The organism is Streptomyces sp. NPDC002176 (assembly GCF_044903645.1).
In the GTDB taxonomy this organism is placed as follows: domain Bacteria; phylum Actinomycetota; class Actinomycetes; order Streptomycetales; family Streptomycetaceae; genus Streptomyces.
In genome coordinates this window covers 635197-660548 of the sequence record NZ_JBJDQW010000003.1, presented here as the reverse complement: position 1 = coordinate 660548, position 25352 = coordinate 635197, and the positions used below count along the sequence as shown (strand labels likewise).

General features: G+C 69.6%; 20 protein-coding genes, 3 tRNA genes and 1 pseudogene. 14 read left to right on the top strand and 10 right to left on the bottom strand.

What is annotated here, in order from left to right; genetic code table 11:
* The first annotated feature begins 439 nt into the window (after positions 1-439).
* On the top strand, positions 440-1912 hold the full coding sequence (locus tag ACI2LY_RS16840) for a P-loop ATPase, Sll1717 family (protein ID WP_404707795.1): 1473 nt from the start codon (positions 440-442) through the stop codon (positions 1910-1912).
* 351 nt (positions 1913-2263) lie between these two features.
* Here the strand turns inward: ACI2LY_RS16840 and ACI2LY_RS16835 are convergent, their stop codons facing one another.
* The gene (locus ACI2LY_RS16835) at positions 2264-3085 is read right to left on the bottom strand and encodes a class I SAM-dependent methyltransferase (protein ID WP_404707794.1); all 822 of its coding nucleotides are present in this window, start codon (positions 3083-3085) and stop codon (positions 2264-2266) included.
* 56 nt (positions 3086-3141) lie between these two features.
* Here ACI2LY_RS16835 and ACI2LY_RS16830 point away from each other — a divergent pair, with 56 nt between their 5' ends.
* Both ACI2LY_RS16830 and ACI2LY_RS16825 read left to right on the top strand, forming a co-directional pair.
* Positions 3142-3858: a GntR family transcriptional regulator gene (locus ACI2LY_RS16830; RefSeq protein WP_404707793.1), complete on the top strand. Its 717-nt coding sequence runs from the start codon at positions 3142-3144 to the stop codon at positions 3856-3858.
* A gap of 252 nt (positions 3859-4110) precedes the next feature.
* Positions 4111-4401: a hypothetical protein gene (locus ACI2LY_RS16825; RefSeq protein ID WP_404707792.1), complete on the top strand. Its 291-nt coding sequence runs from the start codon at positions 4111-4113 to the stop codon at positions 4399-4401.
* 325 nt (positions 4402-4726) lie between these two features.
* On the opposite strand, the gene ACI2LY_RS16820 is transcribed toward ACI2LY_RS16825, so the two are convergent.
* The gene (locus tag ACI2LY_RS16820) at positions 4727-5089 is read right to left on the bottom strand and encodes a hypothetical protein (RefSeq protein WP_404708160.1); all 363 of its coding nucleotides are present in this window, start codon (positions 5087-5089) and stop codon (positions 4727-4729) included.
* 172 nt (positions 5090-5261) lie between these two features.
* On the opposite strand from ACI2LY_RS16820, the gene ACI2LY_RS16815 reads away from it, so the two are divergent.
* Positions 5262-5903, top strand: a complete 642-nt coding sequence (locus tag ACI2LY_RS16815) for a hypothetical protein (protein ID WP_404707791.1) — start codon at positions 5262-5264, stop codon at positions 5901-5903.
* Between the two features lie 4 nt (positions 5904-5907).
* On the opposite strand, the gene ACI2LY_RS16810 is transcribed toward ACI2LY_RS16815, so the two are convergent.
* The 3 genes from ACI2LY_RS16810 to ACI2LY_RS16800 form a co-directional block, all read right to left on the bottom strand.
* Positions 5908-6534, bottom strand: coding sequence for a class F sortase (locus tag ACI2LY_RS16810; RefSeq protein ID WP_404707790.1), 627 nt, complete (start codon positions 6532-6534; stop codon positions 5908-5910).
* A gap of 129 nt (positions 6535-6663) precedes the next feature.
* Positions 6664-7206, bottom strand: a complete 543-nt coding sequence (locus ACI2LY_RS16805) for a hypothetical protein (protein ID WP_404707789.1) — start codon at positions 7204-7206, stop codon at positions 6664-6666.
* 286 nt (positions 7207-7492) lie between these two features.
* On the bottom strand, positions 7493-9139 hold the full coding sequence (locus ACI2LY_RS16800) for a M4 family metallopeptidase (RefSeq protein WP_404707788.1): 1647 nt from the start codon (positions 9137-9139) through the stop codon (positions 7493-7495).
* A 135-nt stretch (positions 9140-9274) separates the two neighbouring features.
* Here ACI2LY_RS16800 and ACI2LY_RS16795 point away from each other — a divergent pair, with 135 nt between their 5' ends.
* Entirely contained in the window at positions 9275-9577 is a 303-nt protein-coding gene (locus ACI2LY_RS16795) for a MarR family winged helix-turn-helix transcriptional regulator (protein WP_404707787.1), read from the top strand.
* Here the strand turns inward: ACI2LY_RS16795 and ACI2LY_RS16790 are convergent.
* A complete protein-coding gene (locus ACI2LY_RS16790) occupies positions 9574-10245 on the bottom strand; it encodes a vancomycin high temperature exclusion protein (RefSeq protein WP_404707786.1) in 672 nt (223 codons plus the stop codon). The two genes, ACI2LY_RS16795 and ACI2LY_RS16790, sit on opposite strands and share 4 nt — an antisense overlap.
* Positions 10246-10380: 135 nt before the next feature.
* Between ACI2LY_RS16790 and ACI2LY_RS16785 the strand changes: the two genes are divergently transcribed.
* The 4 genes and pseudogenes from ACI2LY_RS16785 to ACI2LY_RS16770 all read left to right on the top strand — a co-directional run.
* Positions 10381-11655: a deoxyguanosinetriphosphate triphosphohydrolase gene (locus tag ACI2LY_RS16785; protein WP_388993253.1), complete on the top strand. Its 1275-nt coding sequence runs from the start codon at positions 10381-10383 to the stop codon at positions 11653-11655.
* A gap of 115 nt (positions 11656-11770) precedes the next feature.
* Positions 11771-13030 carry an NAD(P)/FAD-dependent oxidoreductase gene (locus ACI2LY_RS16780; RefSeq protein ID WP_404707785.1) on the top strand — a complete coding sequence of 420 codons (1260 nt, stop codon included), beginning with the start codon at positions 11771-11773 and terminating at the stop codon, positions 13028-13030.
* 47 nt (positions 13031-13077) lie between these two features.
* Complete coding sequence (gene dnaG / locus ACI2LY_RS16775) at positions 13078-14982, top strand: DNA primase (RefSeq protein ID WP_404707784.1); 1905 nt, start codon at positions 13078-13080, stop codon at positions 14980-14982.
* A 124-nt stretch (positions 14983-15106) separates the two neighbouring features.
* Positions 15107-16321, top strand: a pseudogene (locus ACI2LY_RS16770) (RNA polymerase sigma factor); the annotation flags it as partial.
* Positions 16322-16478: 157 nt separating this feature from the next.
* Here the strand turns inward: ACI2LY_RS16770 and ACI2LY_RS16765 are convergent.
* From ACI2LY_RS16765 to ACI2LY_RS16750, 4 genes are all read right to left on the bottom strand, one after another.
* Positions 16479-18407: an ABC transporter ATP-binding protein gene (locus ACI2LY_RS16765; RefSeq protein WP_404707783.1), complete on the bottom strand. Its 1929-nt coding sequence runs from the start codon at positions 18405-18407 to the stop codon at positions 16479-16481.
* On the bottom strand, positions 18407-20140 hold the full coding sequence (locus ACI2LY_RS16760) for an ABC transporter ATP-binding protein (protein ID WP_404707782.1): 1734 nt from the start codon (positions 20138-20140) through the stop codon (positions 18407-18409). Before ACI2LY_RS16760 ends, ACI2LY_RS16765 begins: the two co-directional genes overlap by 1 nt.
* Positions 20141-20267: 127 nt before the next feature.
* On the bottom strand, positions 20268-21722 hold the full coding sequence (locus tag ACI2LY_RS16755) for an FGGY family carbohydrate kinase (protein WP_404707781.1): 1455 nt from the start codon (positions 21720-21722) through the stop codon (positions 20268-20270).
* A gap of 96 nt (positions 21723-21818) precedes the next feature.
* Positions 21819-22127, bottom strand: a complete 309-nt coding sequence (locus tag ACI2LY_RS16750; protein ID WP_388993232.1) for a YtxH domain-containing protein — start codon at positions 22125-22127, stop codon at positions 21819-21821.
* Positions 22128-22297: 170 nt separating this feature from the next.
* Between ACI2LY_RS16750 and ACI2LY_RS16745 the strand changes: the two genes are divergently transcribed.
* From ACI2LY_RS16745 to ACI2LY_RS16725, 5 genes are all read left to right on the top strand, one after another.
* Positions 22298-22370 (top strand) — tRNA-Asn (locus ACI2LY_RS16745).
* 6 nt (positions 22371-22376) lie between these two features.
* A tRNA-Asn gene (locus tag ACI2LY_RS16740) sits at positions 22377-22449 on the top strand.
* A gap of 168 nt (positions 22450-22617) precedes the next feature.
* Positions 22618-22691: transfer RNA gene (locus ACI2LY_RS16735), tRNA-Ile, on the top strand.
* A gap of 391 nt (positions 22692-23082) precedes the next feature.
* A complete protein-coding gene (locus ACI2LY_RS16730) occupies positions 23083-24231 on the top strand; it encodes a DegT/DnrJ/EryC1/StrS family aminotransferase (RefSeq protein ID WP_404707780.1) in 1149 nt (382 codons plus the stop codon).
* Between the two features lie 47 nt (positions 24232-24278).
* Positions 24279-25262 (top strand): Gfo/Idh/MocA family protein, encoded by a 984-nt coding sequence (locus ACI2LY_RS16725; RefSeq protein ID WP_404708159.1) that lies wholly within the window; start codon positions 24279-24281, stop codon positions 25260-25262.
* Positions 25263-25352 lie beyond the last annotated feature (90 nt).

Genomic DNA, 25352 nt, shown 5'->3' with positions numbered 1-25352 from the left:
GCGCCGACCAGGCCAAATGTTGTTTGCTGGCGTTGGTTGTCGTTGAACCTGCGCGGGGCTGTTGGGCCCTCTGGGTACGGCTCCGGCTTGTCACTTACGGTGGCGGTCGCCAGGGTGCGTACCTGTGGCTGTTCTCTACAGTCACAACTGATCACCGTCTCCCTTGACCAGCGGACCGCAGGAGCTCACGGCTCTGTCCAGCTCGGGCGCCGTGGGCTTCTGTCGTTGCCGGTCGGCGTCGGGTGACCTCGGACGGCCCAGGGACGCCCCCGGAACATGGCGAAACTCGCTATCAACCAGTCATCGCTGCGGAGCCAGCCGAAGTTGCGGACGGCTACTCAAGGGAGCTTGCCAGTAGGCGAACCCTCCCTAGACCGGCGTGCCTGGCGATAGGCTAATTCTGGCGACCATGGCTCACACAGAAGGCTACGGGTGACTAGTGCGTAACATTGCAGACGTTGAAAACTTTGGGGCCATCGACGCAGATGCCGATGAATTGTTGCGCGAATGCTTTCAGGACCATCCTGCATATCTTGCCGCCAAGCGTAATAAGAAGTTCCTAATCCTTGGTCGCAAAGGGTCAGGCAAGACAGCAATATTCAAAAGGATTCTAACTGAGCGTTATCCCCATGAATTCGCTTATGGCCACTCGTTCGACGATTACCCATGGCATCATCATGACCTGCAAGCGCAGACGGGAGTCCCGGAAGAGCGCCGGTATTTTCACAGCTGGAAGTATCTCACCTTGCTCGGCTTGGCGAAACTCCTCCTGAACGTCGACCAGAGCCAGCCGTGGAGCGACGAGTCTTTCGACTCTGTGCAAGCGTTGGAAGATTTCGTTGTGGATTCCTACGGGTCGCGCGATCCGGATGTGCGGCAACTATTCAGTCCGGATAAGGAGTTGCGGTTCAAGGGCGCCTTCAAGTTGCCCTTTATTGACATAAGTGGTGAACGGGTGCGAGTCAAGGAGCTTCCTCCGCATATTCAGGAAGTCAATCGCGCCATTCAGGAACATATTCTTCGAGCCTTGAATCCAAGGAACTCCTACTACATTTGTTTCGATCAGCTCGACCTTGGATTCATCAAGTCTGATCCGGCGTACTCTCAGCGACTGATCGGGCTGATCCTTGCGGCCAGAGATCTATTCTTGGCGGCACGAGAACGCGGGAAAAAGCTCAACGTCGTTGTCTTCCTCAGGGACGACATCTACCAAGACCTCCAATTCGAGGACAAGAATAAGATCACTGAAAACTTCTCCGAACTGGTTCAGTGGCACGAGAGCATCGGCGGCCTGACCCTCGAGGGCCTGATGGAGAGTCGGTTCAGTCGCGTCCTCGGGGAGGACTCCGGGGAGTCTATTACCTGGGATCGAGTGTTCGACGAGACGCGCGAGATGCCGAGTAGGCAGACCAAATATAAGCACATCTGCGATCGCACATTCCTACGTCCGAGAGATATTATCAAGTTCTGCAACGAGGTCTTGGACCAATATAAGCAGCCAATTTTTGCTGTCGGCGGACAGTTCGATAACCAGGTAGTGCATGAGGCCCGATCGGGGTACTCGGATTACCTCCTCAACGAGCTCGATGACGAGATAGCTAAGCACGTTCCCCAGTACAAGGAGTACCTGGAGGTAGTGAAAGAAATGGGCTCCCTCCAGTTCTCTCTAGAAGAGTTCACAACGACCTGGGGTCGACGTACCAGTCTCTCCGGCATTGACCCTATCCTTGCGTTGGGTCAACTATTTGAGTTCTCGGTGGTGGGCTACTTGAAGCCTGGTGGGCGTGGCGGTGGCTCGGAGTACGTATGGCGCTATCGAGATCCGCGTGCCCGCTTCAATGCATCCTCGGAAGTCTTCAGGGTTCACCCTGGCTTCAAAGAAGCACTCGACCTCGTCCGCCAATCCGCATAGTCGGCCAAACAAGTCAGGTCGGTGGAGAGGCTTTGGGTTGGAGTTCATTTGGTGCGAGTGATCATAGCCCATTCCGCTAGTCAGCGGATCGGGCAGCTTTGTTAGCCTACCCGTTAGTGCTCGATTTTGGGCCGTGATTTTCGAGGCTCGCATCAAATCGGCTGCCTAAAGCTGTGGAGCCGGCCGGCCCCAGCCTCAGAGAGTTTCTTTCCAGCCTTCATCCGCATGCACGCAGCGCGCCCGCGCCGTGCGCGGGCCTTGACGGAGTAAAGAAATTTGTACCGCGCTGCCAGCGCTAAAACGGCTGCGCGATGAAGGTTGTTGCTCCGTGAGTGCTCGCCATCGTTGGCATCAGACACTGATGCCAACAGGGGCTCTTCCCGCGGCTAGTAGATGCGAACTAGCAGCAAGCAACTCTGGGTACGGTTCGGCCAAGCGGGCCGCCTCCATGGCGGACGCAATCAGCTCATCTGTAGGTCCTTCGCCCGGCTGCTGCTCCGCCGCCTTCACCAGCGACCACGCCGGGCCCTCGATTCCGAAAACCTGCACGTCGGTCAGGCCGGATGTCAACAACTCCGAAGCCAGCTCCTCGGCCCTGTGGAAGTAGCTCAGGGTGAATCCGCGTACTCCGTCATAAACAGCCGTCTCAAGAATCTTGGAGACGGATTCACGGATGCGCTCCGTGTGAAGGTGGGCGTAAGTCACGTGCTCAAAGAGCGAGGCATACCGGTTGATGGCGGCTGCTACGACCAAGCCGCCCGGCTTCACTGCGCGCCGGGCTTCGGCCAGTGCAGTGCGCCGGTCCTCGGGGTTGGGCAGGTGATATAGCGGCCCGAGAAGCTGCACCACGTCGAAACTGTCGTCCGGTTCACTCAGGTCGCGAGCGTCTCCCACCACTGCTGTGCACACCCTTGACGCTGTCTCGACGTGACGGGGGACTGGGTCCACAAGTGTCACGTCGTAGCCGTCCTTCACCAGCCATTCGGCATGAATCCCGGTCCCCCCGCCCACGTCGAGCACGCGGGCCGGTGCAGGGGGAAGGAACCGGCGGAGAAGCTCTTGCGTGCGGGCCAACTCCATCCGTCCGTCTGCCGATGTGCGCAGGCGGTCGTCCTCGTTCACCGTTTCGCCGTAGAACTGCATTACAGAGGGGGCCAATTCGGGAGTCGGCATGGTCGCAGTATCGTGCGTACCGGTGGACCAGTCCAGCGTGCGAGGTAGGGGAAACCATGGCTGTTCTGAAGTATGAGGAGATCGCCGAGTCGCTTCGGGCCCGCATCGCCGCTGGGGAGTTCGCCCCCGGCGAGACCATCCCGTCCGGCCGAGACCTGGCCGAGCAGTGGGGGGTGTCGCGGGCTACCGCCATCAAGGCTGTGGATGTGCTCCGCAACGACGGCGTAGTGGTGGCCAAGCAGGGGACCGGTTTCGTGGTGACGGAGACACCCGTGGCGAGGGCTGCCGGCGCTCGTCGGGCCGGGGCGGCACGCATCCTCGGCGGGATGCCTTTCCTGCGGGTCGGGGTGCCCGACTGGGCCGAACCGCCCGCGCGCGTCGCAGAGGCGCTGGGTCTGGCGGCCGCCGTACTGGCTCTTCGGCGCGTCCGGGTCCTCCAACTCCCCGATGGGAGCCCTCATAGCTGTGTGGAGGCGTGGTTCCCTCCAGAGATCGCAGAGGCGGCACCCCGGCTGTCCGGCGCCGCGCCCATCGCCGAGGGCACGACTCGCTACGTCCGTCGGCAGACCGGGCGTTTCCCGGCAGAAGGAGTGGACGTGATCACCATGCGCCTCGCCACCGATGTTGAGGCGGAGCGGCTGGGGGTCGAGGAGGGCAGCGCTGTCGCTGTTCTTCTGCACACGGCGCGCGACCAGGAGGGGCGCCCGCTGGTCTGCGAAGAGGGCATTACCCCTGCCTCGCTCTTCGAACAGGTAGACACCTACGCGATGTAGAAGAACCTCTGAAGCGGAAGCTCGCTGCCTCGCGTGTCTGCACCTGATGCCTCATCAAGTGCTTTGAGCTGCTGGGACACACTTCCCCGTTCATCAAGCCCAGATTCATCCTTGACTGGACCGGTCCACCGGTCCAGCCTGGATGCGCAAGCCGCACCGCCATACGGCGGAACGGCTCCGGTTCGGGGTGGCCTGCCATTCCGCCATGTCTGTCTGGATGGTGTCGTCATGCGGTGCGTTCACTGGCGCAGGGTGCCCCTCGACTTGGTGCGGGAAGCTCAGGAGAAGCTGACTGTTGATCACGTCGACAGGGCGGTGCAGTGCCAGCTGTCCACGCACGATGGTGACCACTTCGGTCTCCTCGGCGACGACGGCATGTGCGGGACCGCACTGTGGCTCCGCTGGTACGGGATGAGTGAGGCGGAACTCGTCGTACTCCCGGACTGCCCGGCGACCGGCGGGGAGGGCTGCTGTCTGTTCGCCGATCACGCCGAGCGGCACACCTGGGAGGACACGCCGGAGGAGGCCCCGTGCATCAGCTGATCGCGAGCCCGTGCGACGGAATCTTCTCGATTGCCCGCCTCGGCTCCAAGGGCGGAATCCGTATCTCCCGGACGCGTTACGAAGGGCTGGCCTCGACCGCCGAGAGCAGCAACCCTCTGCCGACCTGGCTCCTCGACCACGCTCTCACGGCCTGGAGCATGGATCTGGCGGGCGCGGTGATGCGGGACACCGTACTCATGCGCCCAGGTACCGGCCTCGGCTACGGCCGGGCCGCGTACGAGATCAACAAGGGCTACAACAGCCGCGGCTGTCGCTGGAGACGCCTCGTAACCGCGCCTGAAGGCGGCTCTCGCCGAGAACCTGGCTACAAGTGGGCCTGCACCAGGGCCGACAGTTCGGCCTCGGTGGCCCCGGCCGGGACGCGCACGTCGAAGGTGTAGCCGTCGTCGCAGAACACCAGGTCCAGATGTATGGGTGTCAGGCTGCGGAAGGCGATCGCCAGCCAGATCGCGTCCTTCTCCCACACGTCCAGGTACAGGCAGGTGCCGTCCTCGTGCAGGTGAGCCTCGCCCGGGCCGTTCTCCGTGTCGAGCGCCCAGCTGAGAGCGCGCGCCGCACTACGGGCCGACGAATCGATCTTGACCTCAGCCCACCGGGTGCGGATCACCTCGGTCAGCGCATCCCGATCGACGTGCCATCCGCCCGCATCACCCTCGACCACCACCATGAACGCCACGGGCAGGGTCTATCAGATGCCCATGGCACGGCGCCGATCAGGGACGGAGTGACGCCTAACCCCAAAGATCACGATTGAGTGAACGTCAGCGGTTTGCCGCAACCGCACACATCCTTCACGAGTCACACACGTGCAAGTCACACAGTGTGCCTCGGGAGGGACCATGAACCAGTCGCAGCCTCAGCAGCCCCAGCAGCAGCCGGGATGGGGCGGCCCCCAGCAGCCCTACGGGCAGCCGCCGTTCCAGCCGCAGCCGCAGCCGCCGAAGAAGAGCGGCATCGGGAAGATCCTCGGTATCGGGTGTCTCGGGATCATCGGCCTGTTCGTGCTGATCGGGATCATCGGGGCCGCCCTGGGCGCCGGAGGTGACTCCAAGTCCGGGAAGGCCACTGGCTCCGGTGACGCCAAGGCTGCCGCGCCCAAGCAGGAGCAGCCCGCTGACGACAAGGGCAAGGGGGACGACGAGAAGGCCGACAAGGCCAAGTCCGACGCCAAGCCGGAGAAGAAGGTCGTCACCTTCAAGGTGTGGGGCACCGCCCCCGGCGGGGCGCTCGGTCCGCTGGACATCACCTACGGGTCAGACTCCGACAACCGTAAGGGCGCCTGGAAGAACGGCTCCTTCACGGCCACCCTGCCGCTGAACGACGACGCGATGTACTACAGCCTCACCGCGCAGCTCCAGGGCTCCGGCGACATCAACTGCTCGGTCACGGTCGACGGCCACACGAAGAAGGGCCACGCGGCCGGGGGCTACAACATCTGCGACGCCCAGCTCAGCTCCGGCCTGCTCGGCGGATGGAACTGATCCGTCACGTGGGCCGGGCGCCCGTCAGGTGGGCGAAGACCACCACGTTCCCCTGATATCCCGTCGACTTGGAGTACCCGCCCCCACAGGTGATCACCCGGAGTTCCGGGTGGGACGAGGCGCCGTAGACCTTGGTGTCGGGGAAGTCCTTCGCCGCGTACACCTCGACCGCGTCCACCGTGAAGACGGCAGTCGTGGCGTCCTCGCGGTCCACCTCGATCACCGCGCCGCGCTTCAGGGCGCCGAGGTCGTAGAAGACGGCGGGGCCCTCGGTGTTGTCGACGTGGCCGGCCACGATCGCGGTGCCGGTGTCGCCGGGGGTGGTGCCCGCCTCGTACCAGCCCGCGAGGTTCTTCTCGGCGGGGGGCGGGGCGTCCAGGCTGCCCGAGGAGGTCAGGGCGAGGCCCATCAGGGGAGCGTTCACCCGGATCGTGGGGATGCGGATACGGGTAGGCGGGGACGCCATCAGGGGTGGGGCGGCGCCGCGTTCGCCACCCGGATCGGGGCGGCCCTCGGCGGCGGACGGCTGCGGGGGAGTACCGGTATCGGTACTGGTACCGAGCAGCCAGATACCGGTACCGAGCGCGAATACCGTGACGGCGGCTATGGCGGTGTCGCCGATCCTGCGCATGGGAACCCCTTCTTCCCGGAGACGACGACCCCCTCAAGGGGAGGCCCGCCCCCTAGGGGTCACGAGGGGCATCGGACCCTTAGGGGGCGGGACTTCGCGGTACCGGCGACGGACAGCGGAGGGTGTCCGTCAGATCCCGTCGCCTCTCGCCCGGCGATGCAGGAGCCAGGTACCGCCCGCGGCGGCGACGGCCAGAGCCGCCACACCCGCCGTGGTCTGCGTGGGGCCGGGGCCGAACGCGCCGCCGACACCCGTCTTCACACTGCCGTGCGGCTGCACCTGCCCGTGCGCCCCGGCCATGGTCACCGTCAGGTCCCCCCGCACCTGCCGGTCGCCCTCCGCGCACCGCGCGACGATCTCGTATGTCCCCGGCTGCGCCCCCGTCGGCACCTGGAACTGCCCGATCGCCTCGCCCTCGTGCGTGGTGGGCGCCAACGCGAACGTTCCCGCGCCCACCGCCCCCGCGTCGCCGAGCGCCGCGCCCTTCTCCCCGCAGGCCGCCGTGTTCACCGTGACCTGGCTGCCCGGCAGTGCGGTGGACGGGTACACCTGGAGGCTGCCGACCTGCGCGGGCCGCAGGTGCGGAACGCCCGCGTGGGCCGGAGCGGTGCCGAGCCCGGCCGCGGCTACGGCCAGCGCGGTACCGGTCAGCAGACGGGCGGTGCGTCGCATGGTCTCCCCAGAGCTTGTCCGACTCGTGTGATCCAGGGGCGTGCCCCTGCCCTTTCGAGGTAAAGGCCACCGCGCCCGGCGCGCCTCCCGAGCCGTCGCCCCCGCTGCGGTGAACGGGTGGCGCCCGCCGCCCCCGCACGGGTGAGGCGGAACGGCGTAACCGCAGGTCAGGGGCACCACAGGGACAGGGGGGCAAGTGCACACGAATGGCGTGCGGCCGGGGGGAACGCGAAGACGGTGCGCCGGAAGCCCGACGCACCGTCAGTCACCGCTCGCTGAAGCAGGTTCAGCTCACGTTCACCGCGGTCCACGCCGCCGCGACCGCGCTGTACTCCGCGCTTCCGGCCCCATACAGGTCCTTCGCCGCGTTCAGGGTCGCCGTGCGGGCGCCCGCGTACTTGGTGGAGGAGGTCATGTACACCGTCAGCGCCCGGTACCAGATCTTGCCGACCTTGTCCCGGCCGATGCCGGTCACCGACTGGCCGCCCACGGTCGGGGAGTCGTACGACACGCCGTTGATGGTCTTCGCGCCGCTGCCCTCGGCGAGCAGGTACGCGAAGTGGTTGGCGACGCCGGAGGAGTAGTGCACGTCCAGGTTGCCGAGCGAACTCGACCAGTAATCGGCCGAGTTGCCGTCCTTGGAGGGCTTGTCCATGAAGCGCAGCGCGGCCTTGCCGAAGCCGGGCTTCACGATGCGCTCACCGATGAGGTAGTCGCCTTGGTCGGTGCCGTTGTCCGCGTGCCACTCGACCATCGTGCCGAGGATGTCCGAGGTCGCCTCGTTCAGACCGCCGGACTCGCCCGAGTACGTCAGCGCGGCCGTCTTGGAGGTGACGCCGTGCGTCATCTCGTGCCCGGCCACGTCGAGCGCGACCAGCGGGCCGAACGTGGTGCCGTCACCGTCGCCGTACGTCATGCAGAAGCAACTGTCGTCCCAGAAGGCGTTGTTGTAGTTGCTGCCGTAGTGGACGCGGTTGTACGAGCCCTTGCCGTCGCCCGCGATGCCGTTCCGGCCGTGGACGTCCTTGTAGTAGTCCCAGGTCTGGTCGGTGCCGTACTGGGCGTCGACGGCAGCCGAGGCGCGGTCGGCGGTGGCGCCGGTGCCCCAGTGGTTGTCGGTGTCGGTGAACACCGTCGAGGGGGCGCGGCTCAGGCAGATCCCGAGGATGCACAGGTCGGTCTTGTTGGCCGCGTCGCCGGTGTAGGTGTTGCCGCGTGTCGCGTCCTTGAGCTGGTACGACGAGCCGGACTGGGTCGTCTGCAGCGGAACGGTGCCGCTGTACAGCGACTTGCCGTCGCCCGCCGCCGTCTCGATGCTGTCCCACGCGTCGATCCGGGCGCCGGTGCGGGCGTCGGTCAGCACGGTACGGCCCACCGGGTTGCCGAGGGTGTCCAGGCCGACCGCGTTGGTGCGCCAGGCCAGTCGGGGCGCCCCGTGCAGGGCGTCGACGACCAGCTGCGGCTTGGCCTTGGCCTGGGTCAGCTTCCGGGGGCTCGCGGCACGCAGCGCGTCCACCGCGATCCCGGCCGCCTTCGGGCCGGTCAGCTTCGGGGTGACGGTGGGCAGCGAGAGCGCGGTACGGGTGGCGCGGTCGGCGCCGCGGTAGGCGCCGCCGGAGTTCAGGTGGACCACGAAGTCCCCGCCGAGCACGGGAAGCTGGTGATACGTGCGGTCGTAACGGACGTGCTGCGTACCGTCCTTGTCGACGATCACGTCCCGGACACTGGTGCCCTGGTCGGAGGTGAGGCCGAGGCTCGTCGCGTGCGCGACCAGGATCGAGGCCGCGTCCGCGAGCGTGGTCGCCCGCTGCGGTCCGGGGTCGGCCTGGGCGGCGGGGGAGAGGGCGGTGACCAGCAGGGTTGCCGCGGCCGCGGCGGTTCCGGCGGTGGCGAGACGACGGGACCCTCGGACGTGCTGCCGTATCCGGCTCATCGGTCTCCTTGGGTGAGGCGCCTGTGAGGCGTGGGGGTGGCGCGATGCCCTAGAGATTTAAGAGGGCATGACATGTCATGTCCATAGCGCCGTCAGGGGGCCTGATGGGGTTCTCGTGGAGATCCCCTACGGGGCGTGACGGCGCGTGGAGATCCCTTAGGGGACTGGCGACCGCGGGGCTTCCGGGCGTGTGACAGCCGCACCAACCGCGTCGACCGGCTGGTCGCCCGCGGCCTCGTGGTCCGCGAGTCCGTGCCCGGAGACCGCCGCAGACTGCACATCGCGCTCACCGACGCCGGGCGGGACCTCGTCGACCGCGTCGCGGAGGGGCACGTGCGGAACCAGCGGAAGATCCTCTCGGGGCTGGAGGACACCGACCGTGACGAACTGGGCCGCATCCCGCGCGAGTTGCTGGTCTCCCTGGGGGACACCCCCTAGGGAGCCAGCGCCCGCTGGATGCCCTTCTCCCGCGGGCCGAGGAACCGCGGATCAGGGCGCAGCGCCACGTCCAGCGCCGCCTTGCCCGCCGCGAAGACCTCGCGGGTGCCGCCGTAGTACCAGGTGGCGTCGTGCTTCGCCTCGACCCCGAGGCCGTACGAGGTGACGCCCGCCGCCTCGCAGAGGGCCACCGCGCGGCGGATGTGGAAGCCCTGGCTGATCAGGACCGCGCGGTGGACGCCGAAGATCCGGCGGGCGCGGACGCAGGAGTCCCAGGTGTCGAAGCCCGCGTAGTCGCTGACGATCCGTCCGGCCGGGACCCCGTGGCGGCTGAGGTAGGCGCGCATCGCGCTCGGCTCGTCGTAGTCCTCGCGGCTGTTGTCGCCCGTGACCAGCACCGCCTTGATCCGGCCGGCGCGGTACAGCCGGGCCGCCGCGTCCAGCCGGTGCGCCAGGTACGGGGAGGGCCCGCCGTCCCACAGACCGGCGCCGAAGACGACGGCGACGTCGGTACGCGGCACGTCGGACGCCGTGCGCAGCCGGTCCGCCGTCGACACGTACAGCCAGGTCGACGGAAGCAGGGCCAGCACGCACCCCGCGACCACGCCCCGCACCAGCCGTCGGCGCCCCCGCACCGTACGCGGCAGCCTCGGTCGGCCGATCCCCATCCCGCCCCCTGTGGTGTCCGAACCCCGCCCCGGAGGACGTGAAACACGCCCACGTGGTTCACTCCGCCCCCGCATACCGCCACAATTCCGTCCCCCCTGCCCCGCGATGTCCGTACCGGCGCTTACTGTCGAGGCATGGAAGGCACCGCACACCCCTCGGCCTACGATCCGACCTCCGTCGAACGCTGGGCACCCGAACCCGACAAACGCCCTGGCCGGACCGCCTTCCAGCGCGACCGCGCCCGCATCCTGCACTCCGCCGCGCTGCGCCGCCTCGCGGGCAAGACCCAGGTCGTCACGCCCGGCACCCGCACCCCGGCGTGGGACGCCACCCCGCGCACCCGCCTCACCCACTCCCTGGAGTGCGCCCAGGTCGGCCGCGAGCTGGGCGCCGCCCTCGGCTGCGACCCCGACCTCGTCGAAGCCGCCTGCCTCGCGCACGACCTCGGCCATCCCCCCTTCGGCCACAACGGCGAACAGGCGCTGAACGAGTTCGCGGACGACATCGGCGGCTTCGAGGGCAACGCCCAGTCGCTGCGCCTGCTCACCCGCATCGAGCCCAAGCGCTTCACCCCCGAGGGCTCCGTCGGCCTCAACCTCACCCGCGCCACCCTCGACGCCGCGACCAAGTACCCCTGGCCGCGCGGCGCCCACCCCACCGACCCGGCGTCCCCCAAGTTCGGCGTCTACGACGACGACCGCCCCGTCTTCGACTGGGTCCGCAAGGAGGCCCCCGGCACCCGCACCTGCTTCGAGGCGCAGGTCATGGACTGGGCCGACGACGTCGCGTACTCGGTGCACGACATCGAGGACGGCCTGCACGCCGGGCACATCGACCCCGACTGCCTGCACGCCGACTCCGAACGGCAGGCCGTCTTCCAGGTCGCCGTCGGCCGCTACGTCCCGGCCGACACCGACCCCGCCGAGCTGGCCGAGGCCCTCGACCGGCTCCAGGACCAGGAGTGGTGGCCGCACGGCTACGACGGCACCGCGGTCGCCCAGTCCCGGCTGAAGGACGCCACCAGCCAGCTCATCGGCCGCTTCTGCCTCGCCGCCGAGGGCGCCACCCGCGCCGCGTACGGCACCGGCCGCCTCACCCGGTACGGCGCCGAACTCGTCGTACCCCGCGAGGCCCGCATGGAGTGCGCGGTGCTCAAGGCCGTCGCCGACCGGTACGTGATGCAGCGCGCCGAGCAGGAACTGCTCCGCGCCGATCAGCGCATCGTCGTCGCCGAGCTGGCCGAGGCGCTCACCCGACGCGCGCCGGAGGGGCTGGAGCCGCAGTTCAGGGCGCTGTTCGACGAGGCGGAGAGCGATCACGCGCGCAAGCGGGTCATCGTCGACCAGATCGCCTCGCTGACCGACGCGTCCGCCCGCACGCTGCACGCGAGACTGACGGGGCATATGTAGCGGGAAAATGACCGAGGGTGGCCCGTTTCAAGTCACCCCCTCTTCCCGCACCACGCCGCGTGCGGGACGCTCGCCTGAAGCCTGAAGGCGGGGCATCTTCACGAGGAGGCATCAAGTGGTCGACGCGGATCAGACGTTCGTGATCGTCGGAGGCGGTCTCGCCGGAGCCAAGGCGGCCGAGACGCTCCGCGCGGAGGGGTTCACCGGCCGCGTGATACTGATCTGCGACGAGCTGGACCACCCCTACGAGCGTCCGCCGCTGTCCAAGGGACACCTGCTCGGCAAGGAGGAGCGCGACAGCGTCTTCGTCCACGAGCCCGCCTGGTACGCCCGCAACGACATCGAGCTGCACCTCGGCCAGACCGTCGACGCCCTCGACCGCGAGGCCCGGACCGTCCGCCTCGGCGACGACGGCACCCTGATCCGCTACGACAAGCTGCTCCTCGTCACCGGCGCCGAACCCCGCCGCCTCGACGTCCCCGGCACCGACCTCGCGGGCGTCCACCACCTGCGCCGCCTCGCCCACGCCGAGCGCCTCAAGGGTGTGCTGGCCGCCCTCGGCCGGGACAACGGCCACCTGGTGATCGCGGGCGCGGGCTGGATCGGCCTGGAGGTCGCCGCGGCCGCCCGCGAGTACGGCGCCGAGGTCACCGTGATCGAGCCCGAGCCCGCCCCGCTGTACGGCGCGCTCGGCCCCGAGCTGGGCAACCTCTTCGCCGAGCTGCACCGCGAGCACGGCGTCCGCTTCCACTTCGGCGTCCGGCTCACCGAGATCATCGGCCAGGACGGCATGGTGCTCGCCGCCCGCACCGACGACGGCGAGGAACACCCCGCGCACGACGTGCTCGCCGCCATCGGCGCGGCCCCCCGCACCGGCCTCGCCGAGGCGGCCGGGCTGGACCTGGCCGACCGCGCCCTCGGCGGCGGCATCGCGGTGGACGAACGGCTGCGCACCTCCGACCCCGACGTCTTCGCCGCCGGAGACGTGGCGAACTTCCCGCTCCTCGGCACCCGGCTGCGCGTCGAGCACTGGGCCAACGCCCTGAACGGCGGCCCCGCGGCCGCCCGCGCGATGCTCGGCCAGGACGTCACCTACGACCGCGTCCCCTACTTCTTCTCCGACCAGTACGACCTGGGCCTCGAGTACAGCGGCTGGGCACCCCCCGGCTCCTACGACCAGGTCGTCCTGCGGGGCGACGCGGGCAAGCGCGAGTTCATCGCCTTCTGGGTGCGCGAGGGCCGGGTGCTCGCCGGGATGAACGTGAACGTGTGGGACGTCACAGAGCACATCCAGCGCCTCATCCGTTCCGGCGCCGCGGTGGACGTCGAGGCGCTCGCCGACCCGCACGTACCGCTCGCCGACCTGGTGCCCTGAGGTCCGCGCGAGCGGGGGGAGCCGCCGGACCCCCGTAGAATTCATCCGTGGCAGGACGGATCAACGACGAGGACGTGAAGGCGGTACGGGACGCGGTCCCGATCGACGCCGTGGTCTCGGAGTACCTCCAGCTGCGCAACGCGGGCGGCGGCAACCTCAAGGGCCTCTGCCCCTTCCACGACGAGAAGTCGCCGTCCTTCCAGGTCAGCCCGAGCAAGGGACTCTTCCACTGCTTCGGCTGCCAGGAGGGCGGCGACACCCTCACCTTCGTGATGAAGGTGGACCACCTCTCCTTCTCCGAGGCCGTCGAGCGCCTCGCCGCCCAGGCCGGCATCACCCTGCGCTACGAGGAGGGCGGCTACAACCCCGCCCACCAGCGCGGCGAACGCATCCGGCTGGTCGAGGCGCACAAGATCGCCGCCCAGTGGTACGCCGAACAGCTCGCCACCAGCCCCGAGGCCGACACCGGCCGGATCTTCCTCGCCGAACGCGGCTTCGACCAGGCCGCCGCCGTCCACTTCGGCGTCGGCTACAGCCCTCAGGGCTGGGACCACCTCACCCGCTACCTGCGCGGCAAGGGCTTCAGCGACAAGGAACTGATCCTCTCCGGCCTCGCCCAGGACGGCCGCCGCGGCCCCATCGACCGCTTCCGGGGCCGCCTGATGTGGCCCATCCGGGACATCGGCGGCGAGGTCGTCGGCTTCGGCGCCCGCAAGCTCTACGAGTCCGACAACGGGCCCAAGTACCTCAACACCCCCGACACCGCGATCTACAAGAAGTCCCAGGTGCTGTACGGCATCGACCTGGCCAAGCAGCAGATCGCCAAGTCCAGCCGGGCGGTCGTCGTCGAGGGCTACACCGACGTCATGGCCTGCCACCTCGCCGGGGTCACCACCGCCATCGCCACCTGCGGCACCGCCTTCGGCGGCGACCACATCAAGATCCTGCGCCGCCTGCTGATGGACAACGGCTCGGCCCGCGTGATCTTCACCTTCGACGGGGACGCGGCCGGACAGAAGGCCGCGCTGCGCGCCTTCGAGGACGATCAGAAGTTCGCCGCCGAGACCTACATCGCCGTCGCCCCCGACGGCATGGACCCCTGCGACCTCCGCCTCGCCAAGGGCGACGAGGCCGTCGCCGACCTGGTCCAGCCGCGCACCCCGCTCTTCGAGTTCGCGCTGCGCCAGATCGTCGCCCGCTACGACCTCGACACCCCCGCCGGACGCGCCGCCGCCCTGGACGAGGCCGCGCCGGTCGTCGCCCGGATCAAGAACAGCGGTGCCCAGCACGAGGTCGCCGTCGACCTCGCGGGCATGCTCGGCATCCTCGACACCCAGTTCGTCGTCAAGCGCGTCGCCCAACTGGCCCGCTGGGCCCGCGAACGCGGCGGCAAGGGCGGCGCCCCGCAGGAGCGGTCCCGCGCCCCCCAGCAGAGTTGGGAGGCCGCGCCCCGCGCCACCGGCGGCCCCGCCCTCACGCTGCGCAACCCGGTCTACGCCACCGAACGCGAACTCCTCAAACTCGCCCTCCAGCGACCGGAGTTGGTCTCGCCCGCCTTCGACGCCTACGGTCTCGACGAGTTCACCGCACCCCCGTACACGGCCGTCCGTCAGGCCATCGCGGAAGCCGGTGGCGCCGAATTCGGCACCCAGGACCCCCAGGAGTACGTGGTCCGCGTCCGCGAGGCCGCCCCCGACGACACCGTCCGGGCCATGGTGACCGAGCTGGCCGTGGAGGCGATCATGCGCCGCACGGTCGACGAGACGTACGCGGGCATGGTGCTGGTGCAGATCAGGCGGCGTGCCGTCAGCCGCCGCATCACCGAGCTGCAGTCCACCCTCACCCGCCTCGGCCACACCGATCCGGCCCAGTCGGCGGCCGTCCAGAACGAGATGATGGTGCTCACCCGGTACGACCGCGCCCTCCAGCACGAGGGTCCGGCCGCGCTCTAGACGTTCCCCGGCGCCCCAGGATCACCACGCGGTCACCGGCCGGAAGCAAAAAGTCACCGCACGACTCTCGTGGCGGAGATGTGTCGTACCCCACACTGGGGGCGGTGCCCGAGTCTCCGGAGCGCAGGCCGTCGACTTCGCGCTCCGCCGCGCCGCTGCCGCACACCCCCCCGGAGCAGCGATCATCCTGGAGGTCGCCCCCGTGCAGACCCACACCCTCACGCAGACAGCCCGCAGCGCCCACGGCGGTGCCGAGCCGGGACTGCTCAGGGCCGTGCCCGCGCAGAGCCATGGCCACCGGCATCCGGAGACGGCCCCGGAACCGGCGCCGGAGGACACCCCCGAACCCCCCGCCGAGGCGCTGACCGGCGACACCGGCGAGCCCGAGCCCGCCGACGTACGCGGAGCCGCCCGGACCGAGAGCGGGGGCCCCTCCGCCGACCTGTTCCGCCAGTACCTCCGCGAGATCGGCCGCATCCCCCTGCTCACCGCCGCCGAGGAGGTCGAACTCGCCTGCCGGGTGGAGGCCGGACTCTTCGCCGAGGAGAAACTCGGCACCACCCCGCACCTCGACAGCGGGCTCGCGCTCGACCTGGACCGGATCGTCGTCATGGGCCGCATGGCCAAGCGCCGCCTCATCGAGGCCAACCTGCGCCTCGTCGTCTCCGTGGCCAAGCGGTACGTGGGCCGGGGGCTGACCATGCTCGACCTGGTCCAGGAGGGCAACCTCGGGCTCATCCGCGCGGTGGAGAAGTTCGACTACGCGCGCGGGTACAAGTTCTCGACCTACGCCACCTGGTGGATTCGGCAGGCCATGTCACGTGCTCTCGCCGACCAGGCCCGCACCATCCGGGTGCCCGTGCATGTGGTGGAGCTGATCAACCGGGTCGTCCGCGTGCAGCGGCGCATGCTGCAGGAGCGGGGGTACGAGCCCACCCCCGAGGAGGTCGGGGCTCACCTCGACCTCCCGCCCGAGCGGGTCCGTGAGGTGCTCCGGCTCGCCCAGGAACCGGTGTCGCTGCACGCGCCGGTGGGGGAGGAGGACGATGTCGCCTTCGGCGATCTGATCGAGGACGGGGATGCGGCAAGTCCCGTGGAGTCGGCCGCGTTTCTGCTGCTGCGGCAGCACTTGGAGGCGGTGTTGTCGACCCTCGGGGAGCGGGAGCGGAAGGTGGTCCAACTTCGGTACGGCTTGGCGGACGGCCGCCCTCGTACTTTGGAGGAGATCGGCCGGCTGTTCGGGGTGACCCGTGAGCGGATACGGCAGATCGAGTCCAAGACACTGAGCAAGCTCCGGGATCACGCTTACGCGGATCAACTACGGGGCTATCTGGACTGATTCCGGCTGCGGGCCCGTCGTGGCTTGTCGCGCAGTTCCCCGCGCCCCTAAAAACAACTACAGCTGGACTGCGGGCAGTCGTGCCGCTTGGGGCGGCACGGGTGGGCGCAGGCGGCACCCCGCCAACGCGGGCAAGTGCGCCCACCCCCGCTCAGCCTCAGTCGACTTCGGCTACCGCCTGCGCGAACTGGGCCTTGTACAGGCGCGCGTAGGCGCCATCCGCGGCCAACAGGGCAGCGTGCGCGCCCTGTTCCACGATCGAGCCGTTCTCCATGACCAGGATCGTGTCCGCGTCCCGGATCGTGGAGAGGCGGTGGGCGATGACGAAGGACGTGCGGCCGTCGGCGAGCTTCGCCATGGCCTTCTGGATCAGCACCTCGGTCCGGGTGTCCACCGAACTCGTCGCCTCGTCCAGTACCAGGATCACCGGCTCGGACAGGAACGCCCGGGCGATGGTGATGAGCTGCTTCTCACCGGCGCTCACCCCGGTGCCCTCGTCGTCGATCACCGTGTCGTAGCCGTCGGGCAGCGTACGGATGAAGCGGTCCGCGTGGGCCGCCCGCGCCGCCTCCTCGATCTCGCCGCGGGTGACCTCGCGCGAGGAGCCGTAGGCGATGTTCTCCGCGATGGTGCCGCCGAACAGCCAGGTGTCCTGGAGGACCATGCCGATCCCGGCCCGTAGGTCGTCGCGGGACATGGTGCGGACGTCCACCCCGTCGAGGGAGATGCGGCCGCCCGTGACGTCGTAGAACCGCATCAGCAGGTTGACCAGTGTGGTCTTGCCCGCGCCGGTCGGGCCGACGATGGCCACCGTCTGGCCCGGCTCCACGGTGAGCGAGAGATCCTCGATCAGCGGCTTCTCCGGGTCGTACCGGAAGGACACGTGGTCCAGCTCCACCCGGCCGCGCCGCTCGGCGGGACGCACTCCCGGTACCGGGTCCGCCTCCTGCTCCTCGGCGTCCAGCAGCTCGAACACCCGCTCCGCCGAGGCGACACCGGACTGCACCAGGTTGGCCATCGAGGCGACCTGGGTCAGCGGCATCGAGAACTGGCGGGAGTACTGGATGAACGCCTGCACATCACCGATGGACAGCGCGCCCGAGGCCACCCGCAGACCACCGACGACGGCGACCAGCACGTAGTTCAGGTTCGACACGAACATCATCAGCGGCTGCATCACCCCGCTGTGGAACTGCGCCTTGAACCCGGCCTCGTACAGCTCGTCGTTCTGCTCGGCGAACTGCTTCGCCGACTGCTCCTGGCGGCCGAACACCTTCACCAGGGTGTGCCCGGTGTACATCTCCTCGATGTGGGCGTTCAGGGTGCCGGTGACGCGCCACTGCTGCACGAAGTGCGGCTGCGACCGCTTGCCGACCCTCGTCGCCACCACGAAGGACAGCGGCACCGTCACCAGCGCGACCAGCGCGAGCAGCCAGGAGACGTAGAACATCATCACCAGCACGCCGATGATGGTCAGCACCGAGTTGATCAGCTGGCCCATCGACTGCTGGAGCGTCTGCCCGATGTTGTCGATGTCGTTGGTGGCGCGGGACAGCACCTCACCGCGCTGCCGTTTGTCGAAGTAGGACAGCGGCAGCCGCGACAGCTTGGCCTGCACCTGCTCGCGCAGCCGGTACATCGTGCGGTTGACGGCCCGGTTCACCAGCCGGGTCGCCACCGCCATGAGCAGACCCGCGACCAGGAAGACCCCGACCGCCAGCAGCAGCACCCGGCCGACCGCGTCGAAGTCGATGCCCTGGCCGGGCGTGAAGTCGGTGCTGCGCAGCATGTCCGCGACCGAACCCTGGCCGCGCTCGCGCAGCGAGTCCAGCACCTGCTCCTTGGACGCCCCGGCGGGCATCTTCCGGCCGACGATGCCCGCGAACACCAGGTCGGTGGCCTTGCCGAGGATCTTCGGGCCGATCACGTTCAGCGCCACGCTGATCACCACGCAGGCCAGCAGCCCGTAGATGGTGACCCGTTCGGGCCGGAACTGGGCCATGAGCCGCTTGCCCGAGCCCTTGAAGTCCATCGACCGCTGGTCGGGTCCGCCCCCGGCCATCATGCGTCCCATGGGACCGGCCATCAGGCGGCCTCCGCTTCCGTCAGTTGGGAGAGCACGATCTCCCGGTACGTCTGATTGCCCGCCATCAGCTCGTGGTGGCGGCCGGAGCCCACCACCCGGCCCTCGTCGAGCACGATGATCCGGTCCGCGTCCCGGATGGTCGCCACCCGCTGGGCCACGATCACCACCGTGGCGTCGGCGGTCTCCCGGCCGAGCGCCGCACGCAGGGCCGCGTCGGTGGCGTAGTCGAGCGCGGAGAACGAGTCGTCGAAGAGGTAGATCTCCGGGCGCTGCACCAGGGTGCGGGCGATGGCCAGACGCTGGCGCTGACCGCCGGACACATTGGTGCCGCCCTGCGCGATCGGCGCCTCCAGGCCGCCCTCGAGACCCGCCACGAACTCCTTGGCCTGCGCGGTCTCCAGCGCGGCCCACAGCTCGTCGTCGGTGGCGTCCGGCTTGCCGTAGCGCAGATTGCCGCCGACCGTGCCCGCGAACAGGTACGGCTTCTGCGGGACCAGGCCGACGGTACGGGCCAGCAGGGCCGGGTCGGCCTCGCGCACGTCCACGCCGTCCACCAGGACCTGGCCCTCGGTGGCGTCGAACAGCCGGGGCACCAGGCCCAGCAGGGTCGACTTGCCGCTGCCGGTCGAGCCGATCACCGCCGTCGTCTCGCCCGCGCGGGCCACCAGGTCGATGGAGCGCAGCACCGGCTCCTCGGCGCCCGGATAGCGGAAGCCCGCGTTCCGGATCTCCAGCCGCCCGTGCCCGTGCAGCTCGGTGACCGGCGCCACCGGAGGCACGACGCTGGACTCGGTCCCCAGCACCTCCTGGATGCGCTCGGCACACACCTCCGCGCGCGGCACCATCATGAACATGAAGGTGGCCATCATCACGGACATGACGATCTGCATCAGATAGGCGAGGAACGCGGTCAGGTCACCGATCTGCATCCCGCCGCTGTCGATGCGGTGCGCGCCGAACCACACCACGGCGATCGACGACAGGTTCACCACCGTCATCACGATCGGGAACATCAGCGCCAGCATCCGGCCGGTCGCCAGCTGCATCTCGGTCAGCTCGCCGTTGGCCTTCCCGAACCGCTCCTGCTCGTACGTGTCGCGGACGAAGGCGCGGATGACGCGGTTGCCGGTGATCTGCTCGCGCAGCACCCGGTTCACCTTGTCCAGCCGGGTCTGCATCGACCGGAACAGCGGCCGCAGCCTGCGCACGATCAGCGTCACGCAGATGCCCAGCACCGGCACCACGGCGACCAGCACGCCGGAGAGCGGCACGTCGAGACCGAGGGCCAGCACGATGCCGCCGACACACATGATGGGCGCCGACACCATCAGCGTGAACGTCATCAGGACCAGCATCTGGACCTGCTGCACGTCATTGGTCGTACGGGTGATCAGCGACGGCGCGCCGAAGTGGCCCAGCTCCCGCGAGGAGAAGGACTGCACCCGGTCGAAGACCGCGGCGCGCAGGTCCCGGCCCAGCGCGGAGGCGGTACGGGCGCCGAAGTACACGGCGCCGATGTTGCAGACGACCTGGACCAGCGAGATGCCGATCATCAGGGCACCGGCGGTGAGGATGTAACCCGTGTCACCCTTCACGACACCGTTGTCGATGATGTGCGCGTTGAGGTTGGGCAGGTAGAGCGTGGCGCAGGTCTGGAGGAGCTGCAGCGCCACCAGCAGGGCGATGGGTTTCTTGTAGGGCCTGAGACAGGTCCGCAGAAGTCGTATGAGCACGCTTGTCTCTCGGAGTCGGCGGTGGGGCGGTGGAACAGCCCATGGCCCTATCGTCGGGCACTCCACCCGTGTTACCTCAACCGATTAACCCATCGGGTGCCCCGCCGCTCCCGGCTTGTACGGCTCTTTACGCGCGGAAGGCCCCCGGGTGGGTCTGCTCGCGCACCGCCACGTACTGCTGGCGCACCGCCTGCCCCACGGCGAGGTCGTCGCCCGGCTCCAGCACCTGGGCGGCCGCTCCCCGCCAGGCGGGCGGGGTACGGGGGTCCAGGGTGCCCTGGGCGGCCCCGAGGGCCCACGCGGCCTGGCGGGCGGCGCCGATCGCGGCGTAGTCGGCGGGCTGCGGCACGACCACCTGCGTGCCGAACAGCGCCGGGGCGATCGCCTGCACGGCGGGCAGCTCGGCGGCCTGGCCCAGCAGGAAGATCCGCCGCACCGCCACGCCCCGCCCGCGCAGCACGTCCAGCGCGTCCGCGAGCCCGCACAGCATGCCCTCGAAGGAGGCCCGCGCCAGATGCTCCGGCTTCATCGACTCCCGGCGCAGCCCGGCGAGGGTGCCCGCGGTGTGCGGCAGGTTGGGGGTGCGCTCGCCCTCCAGGTAGGGGAGCAGCACCAGGCCGTGCGAGCCGGGCGTGGACTTCAGGGCCAGTTCGGACAGCTCCTCCAGGCCGCCCAGCCCGAGGAGTCCGGCGGTGCCGCGCAGGGCCCGTACGGCGTTCAGCGTGGTGACGACCGGCAGGTGCATGCCGGTGGCGTCGGCGAGGGAGGTGATCATCCCGGTCTGGTCGGCCAGCGCCTCGGTGTGCACGGCCATCACGGACCCGGACGCGCCCAGCGAGACGACCGCGTCGCCGAGCCCGATCCCGAGGCCGAACGCGGCGGCCATCGTCTCGCCCGTACCGGCGGAGATCAGCAGCCCCTCCGGGGTGGTGCCCGCGGCCTCGGCCGGGCCGATCACCTCGGGCAGCGCCACCTGGTGGCCGAGCGCCAGCTCGACCAGGTCGGGGCGGTAGGCGCCGGTGGCCGCCGACCAGTACCCGGTGCCCGAGGCGCCGCCCCGGTCGGTGGTCCGGCGCACCGGGCGCCCCAGCAGCTGCCAGACCAGCCAGTCATGCGCCTGGAGGAGTACGGCGGTCCGGCTGGCGTTCTCCGGCTCGTTCTTCGCCAGCCAGCGCAGCTTGGTCACCGGCCGGGCGGCCTGCGGGACACAGCCCACCGCCTGCGCCCACGCCTCGCGGCCGCCGAGCGCGTCGATCAGGTCGGCGGCGGCCACCTGGGCCCGCTTGTCGGCCCCGGCCATCGCCGGGCGCACGGTGTTGCCCTGCGCGTCCAGCGGGACCACGGCGTTCGCCTGGGTGGAGACGCCGATGGCCTGCACGCCCTCCAGCAGGCCGCCGCCCGCGGCCTCGCCCAGGGAGAGCAGCCACGCCTGCGGGTCGACGTCACTGGGCCGCGGGGCGCCGTCCGGCACGTCCAGCGGATGCGGGGCGTACCCCTGACGCAGCACGGCCCCCGTGTCCGTGTCGCAGACCACGATGCGAGTGAATGCGGGCGAACTGTCCAACCCGGCGACTATCCCCATGGCTCAAATTCTGCCGCAGAGCGGGGGCTGCTCCGGCCGATACGCCTGTGCCCCCTGGAGCCGCAGCTCAGGGGGCACGTGTGCGGGGTGGCCGGTTCAGGGGTGGCTGGTGCCCCAGTCGTCCTCGGCCGGACGGGCCGGGCCACCCCGGCCGAGCCGGGAGCGGACACGGTCCGTGAAGGACTCGGGGGCGTGCTCGCCGACCTTCTCGCTCACCGTGTGCAGCGCCTTGCCCGCGTAGACCTTGCCCTGCTGGGCGGCGGTCTCGGCGGTGTTGCGGACCGCGGGGTTCTGCGCGATCCCGCGAGCGGCCTTCTTCAGCTGCTCGTAGCGCTGCTGGCCGGCGCGTGCTCCGAGGACGTATCCGACGGCCAGTCCGGCGACGAACGTGAGCCGGTAGCGCATGTGGGCCACCCTTCCTTCGTAGTCCCTGACGGGGGTCTGTGGTGCTGAGCGGGGGCCGGAGGGGAACCGATTGGCGGAGCACCCCCCTGCTTGCGCTAATGTATGTGTCGCAGCGAGCGCCCGCCCCCTGGCGAATACCCAGGTGGATGCGTTCGATGCAGACGAAGCGATCCCCTGTAGCTCAATTGGCAGAGCAGCCGGCTGTTAACCGGCAGGTTACTGGTTCGAGTCCAGTCGGGGGAGCTTCGATCCCCTGTAGCTCAATTGGCAGAGCAGCCGGCTGTTAACCGGCAGGTTACTGGTTCGAGTCCAGTCGGGGGAGCGCGGTGAACGAGGACCCTGCGGGGTCCTTTTTCATGTCCGCTTCCCTGTCCGGGAGAGTCGTTCCAGGTCAGGAAGCAGCGCGGAAGCCGACCATCCGAAGCAGGAGATCGTATGAGCGGCTATGCTGCGGCAGACGGCGCGCACAGTTGTACGCGACACGCCGCGAGGGGCGGTAGCTCAGCCGGTTAGAGCAGCGGACTCATAATCCGTCGGCCGTGGGTTCGAGTCCCACCCGCCCCACCCACACTGGAAGAGCCGTGCCGCTTCGTGAGCGGCCGGGCCGCCCGCTGCGACAGCGGTTGCCGATGACCCGTTTCGCTTCCCCCTTGATGACCGGTCGGCTGATGCCGGGTCAGGGGATCGTCGCCGGATTAACGCGCGGAGTACGGGCGATGTCGGGGTTCCTGACGGACGGTTGCCCTGCGGTAAAGCTGCTATAAGGTGTCGCTGGATCAGGCGTGCGAAGGCGCGCCGATTGTTCGCCCATTCGGGTACGCGAATGCGCTGCCCGCGGGCATCCCGCGACGGTGAGACGTATACGGCGGCAGCCAAGCCCCTGCGTACTGATCGGCCCGTGACGGGGTCGAGCCGGATCGGCGGGAGGACCCGCCACCCACGAGGAGGAAGCCCAGTGCCGGGACGCGACAAGGGGCCGGACACCGGCCAGGGGCCGGCCGTCACCGGCGAGCCGATTGCCGCGGCGCGACCGGTCATCGGCGAGGAGGAGATCGCCGCCGCCGTCCGCGTGCTGCGCAGCGGACGGGTGGTGCAGGGCCCCGAGGTCGCCGCGTTCGAGGAGGAGTTCGGCGAGCTGGTGGCCGGACGGCACTGTGTGGCGGTGAACTCCGGCACCTCGGCGCTCCAGCTCACGCTGCTGGCCCTCGGGATCGGACCGGGCGACGAGGTGATCGTGCCCTCCTTCTCCTTCGCCGCCTCCGCCAACGCGGTGCGACTGGTCGGCGCGGAACCGGTCTTCGCCGACATCGACGCCGACAGCTTCTGCCTCGACCCGGACGCCGCCGCCGCCGCCATCGGCCCGCGCACCGCCGCGATCATGCCGGTCCACCTCTACGGCCACCCGGCCGCGATGGACCGTATCCAGCCGCTGGCCGACGCCCGCGGGCTGGCGGTCGTGGAGGACGCCGCGCAGGCGCACGCCGCGGCCCTCGACGGCACGCCCGTGGGGGCGTTCGGCGCGGCCGGGTGCTTCAGCTTCTACCCGACCAAGAACATGCACGCCCTGGAGGGCGGCATGGTCTCCACCGCGGACCCGGCCCTGGCCCGGACCCTGCGCCTGCTGCGCAACCAGGGCATGGAACAGCGCTACGCCAACGAGATCGTCGGCGCCAACATGCGGATGACCGACGTCTCGGCCGCGATCGGCCGCGAGCAGCTGAAGAAGCTGCCCGGCTGGACCGAGCAGCGGCGCGCCAACGCCAAGGTGCTGGACGCGGGCATCACCACGGTCACCACGCCGCCCGTCGCACCCGGCGCGAGCCACGTCTACCACCAGTACACCGTCCGGATATCCGGTGACCGCGACGCGGCCCAGGCCCGGCTCACCGAGGCCGGTGTCGGCAACGCCGTCTACTACCCGACGCCGATCCACCGCCTGGTGCCGTACGCGCAGTCGGGTCCGTCGGCGTCCCGCGACTGGGACCTGCCGCAGACCGAGCGGGCCGCCGCCGAGGCGCTGTCGCTGCCGGTGCACCCGTCGCTGACCCCGGCCGAACTGGACCGGATCATCGCCGCCGTGAACGCGCTGGAGGACGTGCTGTGACCGGGTCCGCTACGAAGCTGCGCGCCGGACTCATCGGGGTCGGCGCGATGGGACGCCATCACGCCCGCGTGCTGTCCGGCCTCGACGGCGTCGAGCTGGTCGCCGTGGTGGACCCGGCCGGGGACCCCGGCGGGGCGGCGCGCGGTGTGCCGGTGGTGTCCACCGTCGCCGAACTGATCGCGCGCGGCGTGGACTACGCCGTCATCGCCTGCCCGACCGCGCTGCACGAACCGATCGGCCTGGAACTGGCCGAGGCCGGTGTCTGCGCGCTGATCGAGAAGCCGCTGGCCCACTCGGTGGCGGCCGCCGCCCGGCTGGTCGAGGCGTTCGAGTCCCGCGGGCTGGTGGCGGGCGTCGGCCACATCGAGCGGTACAACCCGGCCCTGCAGAGCCTGCGCAAGCGGCTGGAGGCCGGTGAACTCGGCGAGGTCTTCCAGGTCGTGACCCGCCGCCAGGGCCCCTTCCCGCACCGCATCGCGGACGTCGGCGTGGTCAAGGACCTCGCCACCCACGACATCGACCTCACCGGCTGGGTCACCGGCCGCGACTACGTCTCCGTCGCCGCCCGCACCGTCTCCAAGAGCGGCCGCCCGCACGAGGACATGGTCGCCGTGGTCGGCGAGCTGTCCGACGGCACGATGGTCAACCACCTGGTCAACTGGCTCAGTCCGCTCAAGGAGCGGTCCACGGTCGTCACCGGCGACCGCGGCTGCTTCGTCGCCGACACCCTGACCGCCGACCTGACCTTCTACGCCAACGGGGCCGTGAACACCGAATGGGAGGCGCTGCGCGCCTTCCGCGGCGTCGCCGAGGGCGACATGATCCGCTACGCGATCGCCAAGCGGGAGCCGCTCCAGGTCGAGCACGAGAAGTTCCGCGACGCGGTGCTCGGCGTGGGCTCCATGGCGGACCTCGTCACCCTCCGGCAGGGGCTGCGGACCGTCGAGGTCTCCGCCGCGGTGCTGGAGTCCGCCGAACGCGGCCTGACCGTGGACTGCGCGCCTGCCCGGGACACCGTGGCCGCGCACTGAACACCCGGGCCGGACGGCGGGCCGCCCCGCCCGCCGTCCGGCGGCCATCCACCGCGGACCGGCACGGAGCCGACGCACCCACCCAGGAAA